Source organism: Rhodococcus sp. P3_B8 (genome assembly GCF_056402775.1).
Window position 1 is genome coordinate 98,353 of the sequence record NZ_JBFUGT010000005.1, and the last position, 19,175, is coordinate 117,527.

At 67.5% G+C, this 19,175-nt stretch carries 13 protein-coding genes and 1 pseudogene; 10 read left to right on the forward strand and 4 right to left on the reverse strand.

Annotated features, from left to right (window positions below; all coding sequences use genetic code 11):
* Positions 1-2: 2 nt before the first annotated feature.
* Positions 3-1,790, forward strand: coding sequence for a thiamine pyrophosphate-binding protein (locus AC1D1G_RS04305; protein WP_169692852.1), 1,788 nt, complete (start codon positions 3-5; stop codon positions 1,788-1,790).
* Positions 1,787-3,373 carry a GMC oxidoreductase gene (locus AC1D1G_RS04310; protein WP_283352913.1) on the forward strand — a complete coding sequence of 529 codons (1,587 nt, stop codon included), beginning with the start codon at positions 1,787-1,789 and terminating at the stop codon, positions 3,371-3,373. The genes AC1D1G_RS04305 and AC1D1G_RS04310 overlap by 4 nt, the downstream gene beginning before the upstream one ends.
* 72 nt (positions 3,374-3,445) lie before the next feature.
* Here the strand turns inward: AC1D1G_RS04310 and AC1D1G_RS04315 are convergent, their stop codons facing one another.
* From AC1D1G_RS04315 to AC1D1G_RS04325, 3 genes and pseudogenes are all read right to left on the reverse strand, one after another.
* Positions 3,446-4,669, reverse strand: a complete 1,224-nt coding sequence (locus AC1D1G_RS04315) for an MFS transporter (protein WP_477951329.1) — start codon at positions 4,667-4,669, stop codon at positions 3,446-3,448.
* A 117-nt stretch (positions 4,670-4,786) separates the two neighbouring features.
* Positions 4,787-6,103 (reverse strand): annotated as a pseudogene (locus tag AC1D1G_RS04320) (MFS transporter); the annotation flags it as partial.
* A gap of 186 nt (positions 6,104-6,289) precedes the next feature.
* Entirely contained in the window at positions 6,290-7,831 is a 1,542-nt protein-coding gene (locus AC1D1G_RS04325) for a PucR family transcriptional regulator (RefSeq protein ID WP_283352911.1), read from the reverse strand.
* 132 nt (positions 7,832-7,963) lie between these two features.
* Here AC1D1G_RS04325 and hisD point away from each other — a divergent pair, with 132 nt between their 5' ends.
* The 7 genes from hisD (at position 7,964) to AC1D1G_RS04360 (ending at position 17,816) form a co-directional block, all read left to right on the forward strand.
* Positions 7,964-9,289: a histidinol dehydrogenase gene (gene hisD / locus AC1D1G_RS04330; RefSeq protein WP_283352910.1), complete on the forward strand. Its 1,326-nt coding sequence runs from the start codon at positions 7,964-7,966 to the stop codon at positions 9,287-9,289.
* The gene (locus AC1D1G_RS04335; RefSeq protein WP_283352909.1) at positions 9,286-10,680 is read left to right on the forward strand and encodes an aspartate ammonia-lyase; all 1,395 of its coding nucleotides are present in this window, start codon (positions 9,286-9,288) and stop codon (positions 10,678-10,680) included. The genes hisD and AC1D1G_RS04335 overlap by 4 nt, the downstream gene beginning before the upstream one ends.
* A gap of 170 nt (positions 10,681-10,850) precedes the next feature.
* Positions 10,851-12,437: a GMC family oxidoreductase gene (locus tag AC1D1G_RS04340; protein WP_477951330.1), complete on the forward strand. Its 1,587-nt coding sequence runs from the start codon at positions 10,851-10,853 to the stop codon at positions 12,435-12,437.
* 35 nt (positions 12,438-12,472) lie between these two features.
* On the forward strand, positions 12,473-14,272 hold the full coding sequence (locus AC1D1G_RS04345; RefSeq protein WP_477951331.1) for a thiamine pyrophosphate-binding protein: 1,800 nt from the start codon (positions 12,473-12,475) through the stop codon (positions 14,270-14,272).
* Between the two features lie 12 nt (positions 14,273-14,284).
* On the forward strand, positions 14,285-15,124 hold the full coding sequence (locus AC1D1G_RS04350; protein ID WP_477951332.1) for a sugar phosphate isomerase/epimerase family protein: 840 nt from the start codon (positions 14,285-14,287) through the stop codon (positions 15,122-15,124).
* 173 nt (positions 15,125-15,297) lie between these two features.
* Entirely contained in the window at positions 15,298-16,680 is a 1,383-nt protein-coding gene (locus tag AC1D1G_RS04355) for an NAD(P)/FAD-dependent oxidoreductase (RefSeq protein ID WP_477951333.1), read from the forward strand.
* Positions 16,681-16,751: 71 nt separating this feature from the next.
* Complete coding sequence (locus tag AC1D1G_RS04360) at positions 16,752-17,816, forward strand: LacI family DNA-binding transcriptional regulator (protein ID WP_349307431.1); 1,065 nt, start codon at positions 16,752-16,754, stop codon at positions 17,814-17,816.
* Between the two features lies 1 nt (position 17,817).
* On the opposite strand, the gene AC1D1G_RS04365 is transcribed toward AC1D1G_RS04360, so the two are convergent.
* The gene (locus tag AC1D1G_RS04365; RefSeq protein ID WP_317570271.1) at positions 17,818-18,711 is read right to left on the reverse strand and encodes a LysR family transcriptional regulator; all 894 of its coding nucleotides are present in this window, start codon (positions 18,709-18,711) and stop codon (positions 17,818-17,820) included.
* A gap of 112 nt (positions 18,712-18,823) precedes the next feature.
* Here AC1D1G_RS04365 and AC1D1G_RS04370 point away from each other — a divergent pair.
* On the forward strand, positions 18,824-19,175 hold a 352-nt coding region (locus tag AC1D1G_RS04370), incomplete at its 3' end, for an aldehyde dehydrogenase family protein (protein WP_477951334.1).

A 19,175-nucleotide genomic window follows, 5' to 3' on the forward strand; every position in this document is an offset into this window, starting at 1 on the left:
TCATGGCGAAATTGACCGGCGGGCAGGTGGTCGCCCAGGTCCTGAAGCAGTACGGCGTCGAGTACGTCACCGGAATTCCCGGCCACGGGATCTGGTCGCTCACCGATGCGTTCCTGGAGAAGGGGTCCGAGATCCCGTTCATCCAGGTCTACCACGAGCAGAGCGCCACGCACCTCGCGGACGGGTACTACCGGGTGTCCGGGAAGCCGATGGCCGCGGTGGCGTCGATCGGGGCGGGCGCGGCGAACACCGTGCTCGGTCTCGCGACCGCGTACAGCGACTCGACGAGTCTGCTGTGCATCACCGGCGGGCCGCCCACTCACATGCGCGGGCGTGGTCTGCTCCAGGAACTGGAGCGGCACACCGACAACGGCTTTCCGCAGGTCACCGACGCAGTGTCGAAGCGCAGCTGGGTCGCCACCCGCGTGGAGGAACTGCCGTTCATCATGCACCGTGCGTTCAGCACCATGCTGACCGGTCGCCCGGGGCCCGCGCACATCGAGGTGCCGATGGACGTGCAGGCCGAGGCCGCCGACGTCTCCCTTCACGACCTCGCACGGCGGCTGCCGGTCGGGCTCCAGCAGCCCGACCCGTTGGCGATCGACAAGGCCGTCGACGTGCTCCGTGACTCACGCCGGCCGGTGATCGTCGTCGGCGGCGGCGCCATCACGTCCGACTCGGCCGACGAGGTGCTCGCCCTCGCCGAGGCGTGGCAGATCCCCGTGGTCACCACGTGGAACGGCAAGGGCGCGTTCCCCGAGGACCACGCCCTGTTCGCGGGCAGCGTCGGCCAAACAGGAACGATCGTGGGCAACGCCGTCGCCTCTCGCGCCGACGTGGTGATCTCCATCGGATGCCGGTTCACCGACTGGTCTTCCTCCAGCTACGCGCAGGGAGTCACGTTCTCGATTCCGCCTGCCAAGCTCATCCACATCGACATCGATCCGCACGAGATCGGCAAGAACTACCCGGCCGAGGTCGGCATAGTCGCCGACGCCAAGCCGACCGTCGCCGCGATCGTCGCCTCCCTCCCCCGCAGCAGCGCCGACCGGTCCGAATACCTCGCCGAACTCGAGCAGCTGAAGGCCGAGTGGGAGACCAAGCTCGCAGGCCGGCGCGATTCCGACCGGTTCCCGTTCACCTCCCAGCGCCCCCTCGGCGGTCTGCGGTCGGTGATGGAACGGGACGGCATCATCGTCGCCGGCTCCGGCAACACCCAGGGCGCCGTGAAGCAGACGTTCCCGGTGTATCACCCGCGCACCCACCTGACGTCCGGCGGATTCTCGTCAATGGGCTGGGCCGTGCCCGCCGCGATCGGCGCCAAGCTCGCCGCCCCTGACCGGCAGGTGGCGTGCGTGCTCGGTGACGGCGACTTCCTCATGACGTCGCAGGAGATCGGTGTCTGCGTGCAGCACGACATTCCGGTGGTCTTCGTGGTCCAGGACAACGCGGGCTACATGTCCATCCGCGGTGGGCAGCGCAAGCAGACCAGCCGGCACATCGGCACCGAGTTCAATCGCCCCGACGGCACCCCGTACAGCCCCGACTTCAAGGCACTCGGCCAGTCGTTCGGACTCGAATCGTTCCGGGTGGACGACCCGGCCGACCTCGAGAGCACCTACCGGAAGGCCTTCGACTCGAAAGCGCCTGCGCTGATCGAAATCCCGACCGATCGTGATGCGGCGGGACCGTGGGTTCCCGGTTGGTGGGACTTCCCCGTTCCCGCGTACATCGAGGACGAGCGTCAGGACGAGTACTGGGCGACCCGAGCCAAGGAACAGCACCTGTGAGAACGTCCGGACACGATCAGATCGACGCGTATTCACCGCTGCGCGAAGGCGCGGTGGTCGATGTGGGCGACTCCGACACGGTCACCGCCGATGTCGTGGTCGTCGGATCCGGGATGGGTGGTTCGACGCTGGCGTGGGCGCTCCGCGATCGGGACGTCGACGTCCTGGTCGTCGAGCGCGGGCGGTTCCTCCCCCGCGAGGTGGAGAACTCGCAGGCCGCGGAAATGTTCCTCGAGGGCCGGTACAAGACCGCGGAACCGTGGTTCGACGGCAGCAACGGTGAACCGTTCCAGCCCGGCGTGTACTACTGGGTGGGCGGTAACACCAAGTTCTACGGCGGCAGCCTCCCCCGCTTCCGCGTCACGGATTTCGAGGAGACGCAGCACTACGACGGCATCTCACCGAAGTGGCCGTTCGGCTACGCCGATCTCGAACCGTTCTACGCCGCGGCGGAGCGTCTCTACCAGGTGCACGGCATCGACGGCGAGGATCCGACTGAACCGCCGCGGTCGTCTCCGTACCCGTTGCCGCCGTTGCCGCACGAGCCGACGATCGAGCGTTTCGCGTCCTCGCTTCGTCAGCAGGGCCTGCACCCGTTCCACACACCGAACGGCATGAACCTGACCACGCAGGAGCATCGCAGGCAGTCGACGGCGTCGGACGGCACCCCGTCGCAGACCGATCACAAGAGTGAGGCGGAGAACCGCGCGCTGCGGCCCGCTCTCGAGTCGGACCGGGTGCGCCTGCTCACCGAAGCGAAGGTGACGCGTCTGCTCACCGATGCGAAGGGCACGCGAATCGTCGCCGCGGAGGCCGAGTTCCGTGGTCGCACGATCCGGATCACGGCCAACCAGTTCGTGGTCTCGGCAGGGGCGGTCAACACCGCGGCGCTGTTGCTCCGATCGGCCGACGAACGGAATCCGGACGGCCTCGGCAACTCGTCGGGGCTGCTGGGCCGGAACTACATGGTGCACAACAGCACGTTCTTCATGGGCGTCAACCCCTTCCGGACGAACACGACTGCGTGGCAGAAGACGCTGGGAATCAACGACTGGTACGTCGCGGGCCCGAACAACGAGTACCCGCTCGGCAATCTGCAGATGCTCGGCAAACTGCAGGCCGCGCACGTGAAGGGGGCGCGGCCCTGGGCTCCGATGTGGGCGCTGAAGGCGGTGGTGGATCGCAGCCTCGACATCTACCTCACCACCGAGGATCTGCCGACGCGGAACAACCGGGTCCGGATCGACGGCGACCGGATCATCGTCGACTGGACTCCCAACAACACGGCACCGCACAGTGAACTGGTTCGCCGCGTCTCCGCGGCGGTCCGCAAGGCGGGGTATCCGATCATCCTCACCGAGCGGATGGGGATCGCGACGAACTCGCACATGTGCGGAACCGCGGTCGCGGGTACCGATCCGGCGGCGAGTGTCCTCGACCCCCACTGTCGCAGTCACGACGTCGACAATCTGTGGGTCGTGGACGGCTCGTTCTTCCCGTCGTCGGCGGCGCTCAATCCCGCGTTGACCATCGCGGCCAACGCGCTGCGCGTGGCGCCGGAGATCGCTTCTGCCGCAGTGTGATGTGATCCGACCACGGTTCGCCCGGCCTCGTTCTCAGAGGCCGGGCGATCGCGTGCTCACCTCGAGCCGCTCTCACCTCACGCGGGCGAGCGGAGACTCCTCGGTCTCACGGGTTTCCCCGGCCGCGCTCGCCACGAGCCCGGCGAGGACGGCGCCGGCCAGGACGACGTAGAAGGCCTGCAGGAGTCCGAACTGTTCCCCGAGCAGCCCGAGGAGCGGCGGACCGACCAGAAATGCCATGTACCCGAGCGTCGACACCGCGCTGACGCGTCGCGCGGCGTCGGCCCGCGAGTCGGCCGCCGCGGACAGCGCGAGCGGAAATCCGAGAGCGACACCGACACCCCACAACGCACAGCCGAACGCGGGGAGTACCAGGTTCCCCGCCAGGATCACGATCAGGACCCCCGCCACCGCGAGCGCCGCGGACCAGCGGACGGTCGCAGCGCGGCCGTACCGGTCGACGACGCGCCCGCCGAGCAGGCGGGCCGACGTCATCGCGGCCACGAACACGACGTAGAACGCGGCGCCGGTGGCCGATCCGACGCCGTACCCGTCGACGATTCCCAGTGGCAGCCAGTCGTTGGCACTACCTTCGGCGAATGCCATGCCGAGCGCGATCAGGCCGAGGAGAACGATCCGGCTGTCCCGCCAGATGGTCGGACCGCCGGACGTGCCGGATCGACGGCGCGTGCGCCCGACCTCTCGTCCGGTGGCCGGAGGGAGTAGCGCCACGACGCTCACGCTCGACCCGAGGACCACGACGGCCAGCACCCCGAGATGCACCGGCACCGGAACGTCGAACAGTTCGGCGATCGCCCCGAGGCCGGCGCCGGCGAGCGTTCCGAGACTGAACGCACCGTGCAGCGACGGAAGGAAGCTGCGTCCCATGCGCTTCTCGATCGCTGCACCCTCGACGTTGAGGGCCACCTCGCACATGCCGAATCCCGCACCGGTGAACGCGAGTCCCAGACCGACCAGGGCCGCGATCGCGACACCCGAACCGAGCCCCACCGTGAACAGGCCGAGGCTCGCGACCGTGGCCGCGGCCGTGATGACGTGACGGGCGCCGATCCGGGCGACGACGGGACCGGCGAGCAGCAGCCCCGCCATCGATCCGATCGACAGACCGAGAATGATCAGCCCCATGTCGCCCGTGCCGACTCCGAGGGACGAGCGAATGGCCGGGGTGCGGGTCACCCAGGACGCATAGGTGATCCCCGTTCCGACGAAGATGACGAAAGTTGCTGCTTTCCAGCCGCGCTCACCTCGCTTCAACGGCGGACTCTGGGTAGGCACAGCTGTCTCCTGTTCGTCTCGGGGGATGGTTAATCGTATCACCGGGTAACGACACGAAAGGCGGTCCGGCACCTCGGAAGAGGTACCGGACCGCAGGAACCGGAAGTGCCGGACGACCTACCCGGTCGCGACCTCGTGCCTGCTCGTCTCCGATGCCGGCTTGTGGTAGCGCGGCACCAGGCGCATCAGCGCGGGACCGCCGATCGCGATCAGTGCGAGAAGGATGGCCGGCAGCAGCGGCATCCATTCGATACCGAGGTTGTCGACGACGACGGTGATCGCGGCAGGCCCGACCAGCATGCCGACGTAGCCGATCGCGTTGACCAGACCGATGTTCCGTCCCGCGTTCTCGGGATCTCGTCGCCCGGCCGCCGACAGCATGAGCGGTGCCATGCACGCCAGGCCGAGTCCCAGCAGCACGAAACCGGTGAGGGCGAGCGGCGCCGAGCCACCCAGCATCGCGAGCAGCGCACCGGCGGCGCCGATGACACCGCTCGCACCGACGATGAGTCGAGCGCCGAAGTACTCGGCCAGCTTGTCGCCGAACAACCGGCCGACGAACTGCGCTCCCGAGTAGAGCGTGACAGCCGTCGCTGCCAGGCCTGCCGTGGTGCCGACTGCGCGGCGCACGAATTCCTGACCCCAGTCCAGGACCGCGCCCTCGCTCAACATCGATCCGAGCAGGAGCACACCGAATCCGATCATCACGAGAAGTGTCGCCGTGGTGGCCGAACGCTTCCCCGGGTGCGCGGGGTCGGCGGCGCCCGGAATCTCGTCCTGGTCCGGAGGCAGCAACTCGTCAAGGGAGAGAAGCCACTTACCGAAGACGACACCGAGTACCGACAGGACCACGCCGATCGAGATGTAGGCGACGGCCGGGCTGTCGGTGAAGTGCCGGGCCAGAGCGCTGCCGACAAGTCCGAGAACGAAGCCACCCGCCGGGTAGGCGGCGTGGAACGCAGACATGATGGGCCGCCCGTAGTACCGCTCGACCTGCACACCGTGAGTGTTGAACGCCGTGTCGAAGGCACCGCGAAGCAGTCCGATGAGCACGCCGATCACCATCGCTCCGACCAGTCCGTCGAGGAACGCGAGGGGGATGTAACAGAGGGGGTAGACGACCATCGTGGGCATGGCCGTGTTTCTCGGACCGTACCGATCGATGAAGGGGCCGATGGCGAAACAGCCGACAGCGGCGCCGATACCGATCGACAGCGCGAGGAGGCCGAACTGGGAGTCGCCGCCGTCGCCTTCCCACCCGAGGTGACTACGCAACGAGGTGGTGCTCGTCGACCACATCAACATCACGGCGCCCAGCTGGAAGAAGCCGAAGAATGTCGCGATTCGCGCCTTACGCACGCGTGTATGGTCGAGCACGGGAGCGGTGCCTGCTCCATGTGTTGCCATGATTTCGTCCTTGCGGTAGGTCTCGGACCGCCGCGGGCGCCTACGGGGGTAGGCGTCCGTTCAGCGAGTAGCGAGTGCGTGAACTTTCGATCAACGCCGACTGGATGGCCGGAATCTTGGTGAAAACACTACGAAGGTGACGCGCCGCACAACAGGTACAGACCGTGTACCTCCTGCGTGCAGACTGCACAGAATGAGAAGCCGACGACAGCGTCATTGCCGTCCGCCCCGTCGAGCCACGATGGACGACCCCTCGAGCAGATCCAGCCCCTTCACCGCGAGCAGCAGACTTTGGCGGGTGGCGGCGTCGTCCAGGGATTTGCCCAGGATCGCGGCGATGCGGTCGAGCCGGTTGTACAAGGTCCGGCGCTGGATGAAGAGTTTCTCCGCCGCTTCGGTCTTGCGGCCGTCGACGGCGAGGAATGCTCGCAGTGTCGGCAACAACGGGGTCGTGGACTGCGCATCCTTCGTGAGCAATGGGCCGAGCTCGTCCTCGACGAAGCTGGCGAGCTCGGGCCCCTGCGCCAACGTCACGAGCAGACGTTCGACGCCGAGGTCGTCGAAATGCAGCATGGGTGAGGCAGGCAGGGAGCGCGACACCGCGGCGGCACTCTTCGCCTGTGTGACCGCAACCTGCAGCATCGATGCGGGCACTGCGCGGCTCATGCCGCCGCCGTGCTCCATTTTCCCGAGCAGACCCGCGAGCTCGGCGCGGGTCCGGCCGGACTCCGCCGCCACAGCCACGACGTAGTCGCCCATGTCGGCGCTGATCGCACCCGTGTCGATCTGACGGCCGGCGCGCGGACCGGACGACTCGTCGCGGGCATCCTTGTTCGCGATGACGACGACGATCTGTCCCGACCCCAGCTGGTACCCGAGTCTGCCTGCCTGGTCGACGAATTCGGCCCCGGAGAGATCGCCGATCAGCAGTCGCGTGATCAGCGCCGTGCTCCGCTGATCGTCCCTCGCTTCGCGGCTCCGGTCGGTCAGCAACGAGATCGCGACGGCCGCGGCGGCACGTTCGGTCGCGAAGGCCGCGGTGGACCGTTCGGTCGCGGGCCGGTCGGTGAAGACGTGAATCCAGCCCCACGGCTGACCACGCATCAGGACCGGTCTGCGGACGCATCCGCTGTCGTCGCTGTGGAGGCCTCGCGCGTGCCGGTCCCAGTCCTCGATGCCGGCTTCCTCGTCGAATTCGCCGACGTACGCCATCACGCGATGTGCGATGTTCTCGAGTACCACCGTGCCGTCGGTGAGTTCGGCCAGCGTCTGCACGATCGAGAGGTAGTCGGCGCCGTCCAGGAGGAGGTTCGAGAACGTGGACTCGACTTCCCGTTCGTGGGTGAGCGCCTGCAGGCGCTTGTCGGTCAGGATCTCGTGCACCTGCGACGAGACACCGGCGAACGACACCTCGCGGGCAAGGGCGATGATCGGCAGGCCGCAGGCCTGCCCTTCGGCGACCACTGCATCCGGTACGCGGTCGAACATCCGTCCCGACTCCTCGATGACGAGAGCGGCGGCCCCGGCACGAGCGGCTGCGCGGACGAACACCTGTTGAAGGGCGCCCGTGCTGCCCATTCCGAGCCCGGCGGTCAGGAGTAATTCTCCACCCCGCAGGAAGCGGGCGATATCCGAGATCTCCGACGAATGCACCCAGCGGACCTCACGGTCGAGGCTGTCCGATCCGGTCAGGACACGGGCTCCCGCGTCTTTCAGGAGATCGATGTCGAGAGCGTCGGCGACGGTGAAGACCATGCTCAATGGTACACAGAACGTGCATGAACCGACGCAAATAGTTCCCACAATGCAACTGTCGAAAACGTGTGCGGCACCGCGATGCTGAGTGGCAACAGATCCAGCCCCTCGCTCATCCGAAGGAAGCATCCCATGTCATTCGTTCTCAAGGCCGCCGTCGGTGAACCAGCGCAGCGGGCGAGCAACCCCGCCGTGGTCGACACCGTCGCCGCCGTCATCGCCGATGTCCGCGCGAACGGCGACGAGGCCGTCCGGAAGTACTCCGAGAAGTTCGACGGCTGGTCCCCCGAATCGTTCCGGCTGAGCGAGGACCGGGTGGCGGAGATCGTGAAGTCCGTTCCCGAGACCGTCCTCGACGATCTGCGATTCGCGCAGCGCCAGATTCGCGACTTCGCGCAGGCGCAGCGGGACTCCATCCAGGACCTCGAGGTCGAGACCCTGCCGGGAGTGTTCCTCGGGCACCGCAACGTCCCGATCGACGCGGCTGCCGCCTACGTTCCCGGCGGGCGCTACCCGCTGACCGCTTCCGCGCACATGACGGTCCTCACCGCGAAGGTCGCGGGTGTCGAACGCGTCGCCGCGACGACGCCCCCGAATGCCGGCGAGCCGCCGCAGATCAGTGTCGCGGCGATGCACCTTGCCGGCGCCGACGAGATCTTCGTTCTCGGCGGAGTGCAGGCGGTCGCCGCACTCGCACTGGGCACCGAGTCCATCGACCCGGTGTCCATCCTCACCGGCCCCGGCAACGCCTACGTGGCCGAGGCGAAGCGCCAGCTGTTCGGCGAGGTCGGGATCGACCTCTTCGCCGGGCCGACCGAAACGCTCATCGTCGCGGACGATCTGGCCGACCCGTTCACCATCGCCGTCGACCTGCTGAGCCAGGCCGAGCACGGCCCCGATTCGCCGTGCGTGCTGATCACCACGTCGGAGTCCGTGGGACGGGCGGTGATCGACCATATCGACGCCTTGCTCCCCGGATTGGTCACCAACGCCATCGCCGGCCCCGCGTGGCGTGATCACGGCCAGATCCACGTGGTGGACACGCTCGACGAGGCGTACCGGCTCGCCGACGTCTTCGCGTCGGAGCACGTCCAGATCCTCACCGAGGACCCCCGTCAGGCCCTGACCTCCATGCGGAACTACGGCGCCCTGTTCCTCGGCGAAGGCACGTGTGTTCCCTACGGCGACAAGCTGATCGGCACCAACCACGTTCTCCCGACGCTCGGTGCGGCCCGCTACACGGGCGGTCTGTGGGTGGGCAAGTTCCTCAAGACGCTCACCTACCAGGAGGTGCGCGACCTCGGCAGCAGCGCGAAGCTCGGCGAGGTGTGCGGCCGCCTGTCGCGGCTGGAGAAGTTCGAGGGGCACGCCCGCTCCGGCGACCTTCGCGCCGCCAAGTTCGGCAGCGCCCCGCTCCCGTGGGGCGACCTCCCGACCCGGGTGACGTCCGAACGATGACCCGCACCGAACACGACCTCCTCGGCGACCGCGAGGTCCCCGACGACGCCTACTACGGCATCCACACTTTGCGGGCGACGGAGAACTTCCCGATCACCGGCATTCCGCTGGCCAGCCATCCCGACCTCGTGTCGGCGCTGGCGTCCGTCAAGCAGGCTGCGGCGCAGACCAATGCGAGCCTCGGCCTGCTGCCGCGGCGCGAAGCGGACGCCATCGTGGCGGCCTGCGAGGAGATCCGGGCCGGTGCCCTGCGCGACCAGTTCGTCGTGGACGTCATCCAGGGCGGTGCCGGCACGTCGACGAACATGAACGCGAACGAGGTGGTGGCCAACCGGGCTCTGGAATTGCTCGGTCACCGGCGCGGCAGCTACGAGTATCTTCATCCGCTCGAGCACGTGAACATGAGCCAGAGCACGAACGACATCTACCCCACCGCAATCAAGGCCGGCCTGCAAACCGCCCTGACCAGGCTGCGGGCGGCCATGCGGGACTTGGCGGCGGAGTTCGCGGTGAAGTCGACGGAGTTCTCCGACGTCCTCAAGGTCGGCCGCACCCAGTTGCAGGATGCGGTTCCGATGACCCTGGGCCAGGAGATCGCGACGTTCGCTCTCATGATCGACGAGGATTCCCAGCGGCTCGGGGAGGCGGCGACGCTCATCTCCGAGATCAATCTGGGTGGAACGGCTATCGGGACCGGTCTCAACGCGCACCACGAGTACGCATGGCGGGTGCGCGAACATCTTGCCGCGATCACCGGAATCGAGGTGACGACGGCGTCCGACCTGATCGAAGCCACGCAGGACGTCGGGGCATTCGTCCAGCTGTCCGGGGTGCTCAAACGCACCGCGGTGAAGCTGTCCAAGATCTGCAACGACCTTCGGCTCCTGTCGTCGGGGCCGCGTGCCGGTTTCGGTGAGATCACGTTGCCGCCCGTGCAGGCAGGATCGTCGATCATGCCGGGCAAGGTGAACCCGGTGATCCCGGAGGTGGTGAACCAGATCGCCTTCCGGGTGGTCGGCAACGACCTGACGGTGACGATGGCGGCCGAGGGTGGGCAGCTTCAGCTCAATGCCTTCGAGCCGGTGATCGCGCACAGCCTGTTCGAGACGATCGAACTGCTCACGCGCGGATGCACCGTCCTGCGGGAACGCTGCGTGGTCGGCATCGGCGCGAACATCGACCATCTGAAGAACATGGTGGACGCGTCCATCGGCGTGGTCACGGCCCTCAACCCGCACATCGGGTACACCGCGGCCACCGCGATTGCCGCCGACGCACTCGCGACCGGGCGCACCGTCGCCGCGCTCGTGCTCGAGCGGGGTCTGCTCAGTCGCGAGCAACTCGACGACGTGCTGCGGCCGGAGAACCTCACTCGACCGCTCGTGCCCTGACCGCCGCGAGCAGCTCATCCCGCCAGGATGAGCTGCTCGTGCGGGGTTGACATCCCCGGCACTGCCACTAACCTTTAGTTATACGTATAACCATTTCACCGACTGTCGGTTCACGTCGACCCGCCCGGCAGATCCGTGACACCACTCTCTACGACCGAGGAGCAGGACCCATGAGAGACGCATCCGTGGGGGAGCCCACAGGCCCGAGCAAACACAGCTACGACGTCGTCATCGTCGGCAGCGGAATGGGCGGCGGAACGCTCGCCTACGCGCTCGCCGACTCGGGAGTCGATGTGCTTCTGATCGAGCGCGGCGACTTCCTGCCGCAGGAGAAGCAGAACTGGGACCCGCAGGAAGTCTTCGAAGGTCACCGGTACGCGAACGCCGAGCAGTGGTACGACACCGAGGGCAGGCCGTTCAGCCCCGGCACGTACTACTACGTCGGCGGGAACACGAAGCTGTACGGCTCGTCGCTGGTGCGGTTCCGGCGTGAAGACTTCCAGTCGACGCAACACGAGGCCGGCGAATCTCCCGAGTGGCCCTTCTCGTACGACGGCTTTGCCCCGTATTACGCACGGGCAGAACAGGTGTACCGGGTCCACGGCGATCACACCGACGACCCGACGCTCCCCCGCGACGAACCCTTCCCCTACCCGGCGATCGGACACGAGCCACCGGTGCAGGAGGCGGCCGACGCACTGCGGCGCCTCGGGTACACGCCGTCGAACATCCCACTGGGCATCGACCTGCGCGACGGCGGCGGATGTATCCGATGCCGGACCTGCGACGGGTTCCCCTGCCGGGTGCTGGCGAAGTCGGACGCGGATGTGTGCTGCGTCCGGCCCGCCATCGCGTCCGGCTCGGTGGAACTGCTGACCAACGCGTACGCCGAGCGCGTGCTCACCGACGAGACCGGGCACCGGGCCACCGGTGTGCAGATCCGGCACCGCGGCACCGAACTCGTCGTCGATGCACGCACCGTGGTGGTGTCCTGTGGCGCCGTCAACTCCGCGGCGCTGCTGCTCCGGTCGGCGAACGCCGCACACCCGGACGGCCTCGCCAACTCCTCCGGCATGGTCGGACGAAACTACATGGTGCACAACAACTCCATCATGGTCGGCGTCAACCCGCTGAAGAAGAACACGTCCGAGTTCCAGAAGACGTTGTACATCAACGATTTCTACACTCACGGCACCGCCGACCACCCCTACCCGCTGGGACACGTGCAACTCATCGGCAAGTTGCAGGGCGAGATGATCAAGGGCCAACGGCCGCTGATCCCCAAGTGGGCACTGAGCCAGGCCACCGCCCGCAGCATGGACTGGTGGCTGTTCACCGAGGATCTGCCCGATCCGGGCAACCGCGTCACCCTCACCGACGACGGCAACATCCAGATCGCGTGGACCCCCAACAACACTCGCGCCCACGAGGTACTCGTCCGCGAGGTGCGCAAGATCCTCCGGAAGATCGGCTATCCGTTCGTCTTCAGCCAGGGCACCGGCATCGAGGTCAACTCCCACCAGGCCGGCACCGTGCGGGCCGGAACCGACCCCGCGACCTCCGTCCTCGACGCCGACTGCCGCGCCCACGACGTCGGCAACCTGTACGTCGTCGACTCGTCGTTCTTCCCGTCCCTGCCCGTGATGAACCCTGCCCTGTCCATCGCGGCCAACGCCTTCCGCGTCGCCGAGAGCATCGCCGACCGAATCGGCAAGACCCGTTCCCACGACACCCCGGCCCAGTCCGCGTCCCTGTGACGCTTCGCCCCCACCACACCCAGAAAGCCTCTTCGATGACAACACAGAAATTCACCGGCGGACAGATGGTCGTCGACTTCCTCATCCGCGAGGGAGTCGAGAAGGTCTTCGCGATCCCCGGACACGGCAACACCGCCCTCCTCGACGCGTTCGTCGACCGAGCCGACGAGATCGAACTGGTGCCGGCCATGCACGAACAGGGCGCCGCCCACATGGCCGACGGCTACTACCGGGCCTCCGGCAAGATCGCCGCGATCTGTACCTCCATCGGACCGGGTGCGACCAACACCCTCACCGGGCTCGCGACGGCCTTCGCCGACTCGATGCCGATGCTGCTGATCACCGGTGCCGTGCACACCTACATGGAGAACCGCGGGGTGCTTCAGGAGATCGACCGCCCGCACGGCAACAACTTTCCCCGCATGGTGGAGCCGGTGGTCAAGCGCTGGTGGCAGCCCGGCCGCCTCGAACAGCTGCCGGTGGCGCTCGCCCAGGCGTTCAACACCATGCACGAGGGCAGGCGCGGACCCGTGCTCGTCGACATCCCGCAGGACCTGCAGGCCGAGTACGGCGACTACACCCCCGACACCGGTGCCCGCCGTCCCGCCACCCGCGCGACCGGCGACCCGGCCGTGATCGCCGAGGCCGCCCGCCTGCTCGCCGGTGCGAAACGTCCCGTCATCGTGGCCGGTGGCGGCGTCATCCACGCCGAGGCCGCCGCCGAACTGATGGCCGTCGCCGAGCACCTCGGCGCACCCGTGACCCATTCGTTCCAGGGCAAGGGCGCGTTCCCCGCCGACCACGACCTCTACGCGTGGCCGTGCGGCGACATGGGTTCGATCCCCGGCAACGGCGTGACCCGCACCGCCGACGTGATCCTCGCCGTCGGCTGTCGGTTCAGCGACCGCATCACGTCGTCGTACCGCCCCGGCGTCACGTTCGACATCCCGAACACCAAACTCGTGCAGATCGACATCGACGGCTTCGAGATCGGCCGCAACTACCCGGTCGAGGTCGGCGTCGTCGGCGACGCGAAAACGTCCCTCGCCGCGCTGCGCGACGTGCTCGCCGACCTCGGGCCTGCCCTCGACTACCGCAGCACCGACTACTTCGCCGAACTGCAGGATCTCAAGGCGCAGTGGGAAGAGCACCTGCGGCCGATGCGGACCACCGACTACCTCCCGATGACCAACTCGCGGGCGATGGTCGAGATCCGCAAGGCCCTTCCGCGCGAGGGCATTCTGGTCACCGACTCGTCCAACCCCGCGAACCAGGCGTTCAACGAGTTCCCGATCTATGGCCCGAAGACCAACATCGTGGCCGGCGGCTTCTCCGGCATCGGATTCGGTGTGCCCGCCGCGATCGGCGCGCAGATCGGCGCCCCGGACACCCCGGTCCTGGCGATGGTCGGCGACGGCAGTTTCCTCCAGACCGGCACCGAGATCGCGACCGCCGCGATGCTCGGAGTGCCGCTAGTGATCGTCGTGCTCAACAACGGCGGCTGGGAGGCGATCAAGGACCTCCAGATCAGCCTGTTCGGTGAGGAACGCGAAATCATCTCCGGGTGGAAAAACCTCGACGGGACACCGTATTTCGCCGACATCACCCGGTTCGCTCAGTCACTCGGCTGCAGCGCCGAGCGCGTCGAGGACCCGGAGAAGCTGGCCGACGCCATCGAGCGCGCCTTCGCGACACCCGGCCCGGTGATCATCGAGGCGATGAGCGCCCACGAGCTGCCGTGGACCGAGATGCACCCGACCGGCTGGTGGGACATCACCGTTCCCGCCTACCACGGCGAGGTCCGCGACGACTACGTCGCGCAACGCGGATTCTGATCGGAGACCGGCATGGGAGAGATCAAGCTCGGCCTGAACCTGGAGTTCGCCCGATTCGAGAACGGGTCGTTCGACTGGGCCATGGACCAGGCCGCGGAGATCGGCTACAAGTACGTGGAGCCGATGGTCTACTGGGGCCGCGAGTTGCTGAGCACGGCCGGGTACTTCCACACCCGGTCGATGCTCGACGACCCGCTCATCATGCGGGACGCCGCCGAATCACGCGGGCTGAGCATCTCCTCGCTGTCCAGTCATGCGCCGCTGGCCAAGCCGGACGTGAGCGTCGACTATCTGAAGCAGTCGATCCGCTACGCGGCCGAGGTCGGTTCGCCGATGATCATGGTCGACGACGGGCCGCTGCCGACGTGGACCACCGAGGCGGAGAACTACACGCTGATGCGGTACACACTGCAGGAGGCGGCGAAGGTGGCCGAACCGCGCGGCATCAAGATTGCGATCGAGACGCACGGCGAGTACACAGCGACCCCGGAGCGGCTCGAGAAGATCATGACGCTGATCGACAGCCCGGCGCTGACGATCAACCTCGACACCGGCAACAGCTACCTCAGTGAGAACGACCCGCACGAGWGGCTGGAGCAGATCGTCGGCGGCGTCACGCACCTGCACGCCAAGGACATCGGTATCGAGGACGCGAAACGGCTGCGCGGCAAGGTCCGCGGCATGCTCGGCTGCGCCTGCGGCGACGGCGTCATCGACTGGGAACGCATCGTGAAGACCCTGCACGACGCCGACCACGACGTCGTCCTGTCGGTCGAATGCGGTGGCCTCGACGCCGCGAAGAAGAGCTACACCTACCTCACAGATCTGATCACCCGCATCCAGGGCAGCTGACAACGGCGTCGCCGGTCCTGCAGGTGATCTCGCGACACGCCGGATCCTGAACCGACATTCGAGTCTCCGGTGCGTCGTGTCCACTGTGCCGCCCGACACCCCGTGTCGGGCGGCACGCTTCACCCCTACCAGTACTGCGGATGGCGATAGACGCGATCCGGGAAGAGCGTGTCATGAATACTCCTGCCCGCACCGAGGCACGTCATCGCGTGGTGATCATCGGTTCCGGATTCGGCGGCCTGTTCGCCGCGAAGGCGTTACGCCGCGCCGACGTCGACGTGCTCGTCGTCGACCGCACCAGCCACCACCTGTTCCAGCCGCTGCTGTACCAGGTGGCGACCGGAATCCTGTCCGAGGGAGAAATCGCACCGTCGACGCGGATGGTGCTGAGGAAACAGTCGAACGCCTCGGTGATACTGGGAGACGTCACCGACATCGACCTGACCGCGCGCAGGATCACCTCGACCCACCAGGGCGGAACCACCACCACCGAGTACGACAGTCTGATCGTCTCGGCCGGGGCCCGGCAGTCGTACTTCGGTAACGACCACTTCGCCGAACACGCCCCCGGCATGAAGACCATCGACGACGCACTCGAACTCCGCGGCCGGATCCTGGGCGCGTTCGAACGCGCCGAGCTGTCCACCGACCCCGAGGAGCGGGCCCGCCTCCTGACGTTCGTGGTGGTCGGCGCGGGACCCACCGGGGTGGAGATGGCCGGTCAGATAGCAGAACTGGCCCACCGAACCCTCGTCGGCGCGTACCGGAACATCGACACCCGCGACGCCCGGATCGTCCTGCTCGACGCCGCGTCCGCAGTGTTGCCGCCGTTCGGTGACCGGCTCGGGTCCACCGCCGCCGAGCGTCTCGAGAAGATCGGTGTCGAGGTGCGGCTCGGGGCAGCCGTCACCGACGTCGACGCGGACGGCGTGACGATCAAGGACGGGCGAGGCGAGACCGTCCGCATCGAATCCGCGTGCAAGGTGTGGTCGGCGGGTGTCGAAGCCAGCCCGCTGGCCAGGCAGCTGGCCGAGCAGTCGGACGCCGAACTCGACCGCGCCGGGCGGATCGCCGTCCGCGAGGACCTGACGGTGCCGGGACACCCCGAGGTGTTCGTGATCGGAGACATGATGGCGCGCGACCGCCTTCCCGGGGTGGCGCAGGTCGCGATCCAGGGTGGCCGCTACGCGGCGCGGCAAATCTCGGCCGGCGCCCGAGGACGTGACTCGTCACCCGACCGCGTTCCCTTCCGGTACCGGGACAAGGGGTCGATGGCCACGATCTCGAGGTTCAACGCGGTCGTGAAGGTCGGGGGTATCGAACTCGCGGGCCTGTTGGCGTGGATCCTGTGGCTGGCCGTCCACGTCGTCTACGTCGTCGGGTTCCGGAGCCGGCTGTCCACGCTCATGTCGTGGACGTGGACCTTCCTCGGGTCGTGGCGGGGACAGATGACGGTCACCGACCAACAGGTGGTGGCACGCAACGTCATGGGCACACTCGTTCTCCTCGACCGGGGTGAGGACGACGATGACACCGTTGTCGCCAGAGCGAGCTGACACCCGGGGGACGCGCACGGTCCGGCCGATAAGCTGGGCTCGGTAACGTGCGACGGAGAGGATCGGCATTCGTGACCACGATGCACGACGTCGCCCGAGCGGCAGGCGTGTCCCAGGCCGCGGTCTCGTACGCGTACAACCAGCCCCACAAGCTGTCGGCAGCCCGGCGCGCCCACATCTTCCAGGTGGCCGCGGAACTCGGCTACGCCGGCCCCAACCCCGCGGGACGCAATCTCCGCACCGGGCAGGTCGGTGCGCTGGGGCTGATGATCACCGACTCGTTGCGCTACGCCTTCGACGACCCGGCCACCGCGCAGTTGCTGAAAGGCATATCGGAGGTTGGTGAACTCGCCGAGGTCGCGCTGACCCTGCTGCCCTGCCCACTCGAGTCGACCCGGGTGGCCGAGGGTTCCGGCGTGCTCGTGCGGGGCGCGGTGGACGGCTTCCTCGCGTACGCGATGCCGGACGGCCACCCCGGAATGCAGACGGCGATGAGCCGCCGGCTGCCGATCGTCGTGATCGACGGTCCCAATCCGGGCGAACTGCCGCGGGTCGGAATCCGGGATCGGCAGGCCGCCAAGGAGATCGCGGAGCACGTGCTGTCGCTCGGGCACCGCCGTGTCGGGTTTCTCGTCGACCGGCTCGTCCCCGACGGCAAGGGTGGGCCCGTCGACGCCGCCCGCACCCGGGCCGCACGAGATCACGTGATGAAGGAACGCCTCGCCGGATACGCGTCCGCCTGCCGCAAATACACGGTGCCGTGGTCGTCCACCGTGGTCGTCGAAGCAGGCGGGTTCGACTACGAACTGTCGCGCACCGCCGTCGAGACGTTGCTCGATGCCGGTCCCGTGACCGCCGTCATCGCCGCCTCCGACCTGCTGGCCCTCGCGGCCATCGACGTCGCACACGAACGTGGTCTCCGGGTGCCACAGGATCTGTCGGTGGTCGGTTTCGACGACATTCCCGCGGCCCGGGCCGCCGGACTGACGACGGTCCGGCAACCACTCGTCGACAAGGGCCGCGAGGCCGCGCAGCTGCTGCTCGACATCATCGGCGGCGGAGCGGGACGGGAAATCACACTCCCCACCGAGCTCGTCGTCCGCGAGAGCGCCGGACCCGTCCCCGCGGACCGGTAAGTTACCCTGCTGCACCTCGCAGTTCGGGATTGCCGTCGACGATGGAGTAGAGCGCCTCGGTGATCGCCTTCACCCGCGCGAGTCGCGTCAGTTCCCGCGGTACCACCAGCCAGTAGGTGCGGTGGGCGATGAAGTCGTCGCGGAGAACCGGCACCAGATCCTCGTCCAGCGCGCCGATGTAACTCGGCAGCGGAGCGATCCCGACTCCGTGCTTCACGGCCTGGTAGTGGCCCGCGATGTTGTTGGTCTGGATCTGGGCCTGGAAGTCCGGAATCAGCGCGTCGAGGATCCGCAGCGGCTCGACGTCCAGGAACGCATCCACGTACCAGATGAGCGTGTGGTGCCGGAGATCCTCGAGTGACGTGATGGGGTCGTGTGTGTCCAGGTAGCGCCGCGACGCGTACAGACGAAGGTCGTACTCGGCCAGTTTGCGGACCACGACAGACCGCGGCGACGGACGTTCGAGGGTGACCGCGATGTCGAAGTCGCGCCCGGTCAGCAGGTCGTGGGTGGTCGACGTGACCAGTTCGGTGAACAGGTCGGGGTGCTCGGACCGCAGAGCGGCCAACCCCGGCACCAGCACGAACGACCCGAAACCGTCGGGAGTGATGATGCGGACGGTGCCCGTCAGCCCGCCCAGGGACGACGTTTCGTCGAGAGCGGCGAGCACCGCGGATTCCACCGCCTCAGCGTGGGGAACCAGTCGCCGGCCCGCCTCGGTGAGCTGCCACCCCGACACGCCACGATCGAAAAGTCTCGTGCCCGTGTCTTTCTCGAGCCGGGTGATTCTCCGCGAGACGGTCGTGTGATCGACACCGAGCCGCTTCGCCGCATCGGCGAGGCGGCCGGTTCTCGACAACTCGAGGAGGTAACGCATGTTGTCTGCGGTGAACATCGCCCTCATCCCTCGTGCAAAAGTGCAGTCCGAAGTGCCATTTTACTCGTTGACGCAGGCATTGTTGCCCAGCAGACTCGTGGGCACCCCACCTTTCCCAGGAGTGAACCCCATGGCCGTCATCTCGCATTGGCTCAACAACAAGTCCTACCCCGGAACGCGCGTCGATACCGCTCCGGTGACGAATCCGGCCACCGGTGCCGTGACCGGTCAGGTCGCCCTCGCCAGCGTCGAGGACGCCCGCGCCGTCATCGACGCCGCCGCCGCCGCGTTCCCCGCCTGGCGCGACACCTCCCTCGCCAAGCGCACCCAGGTGATCTTCACATTCCGGGAACTGCTCAACGCCCGCAAGGGCGAACTCGCCGAAATCATCACCGCCGAGCACGGCAAGGTCGTCTCCGACGCCCTCGGCGAAGTGTCCCGCGGCCAGGAAGTCGTCGAATTCGCCTGCGGCATCGCCCACC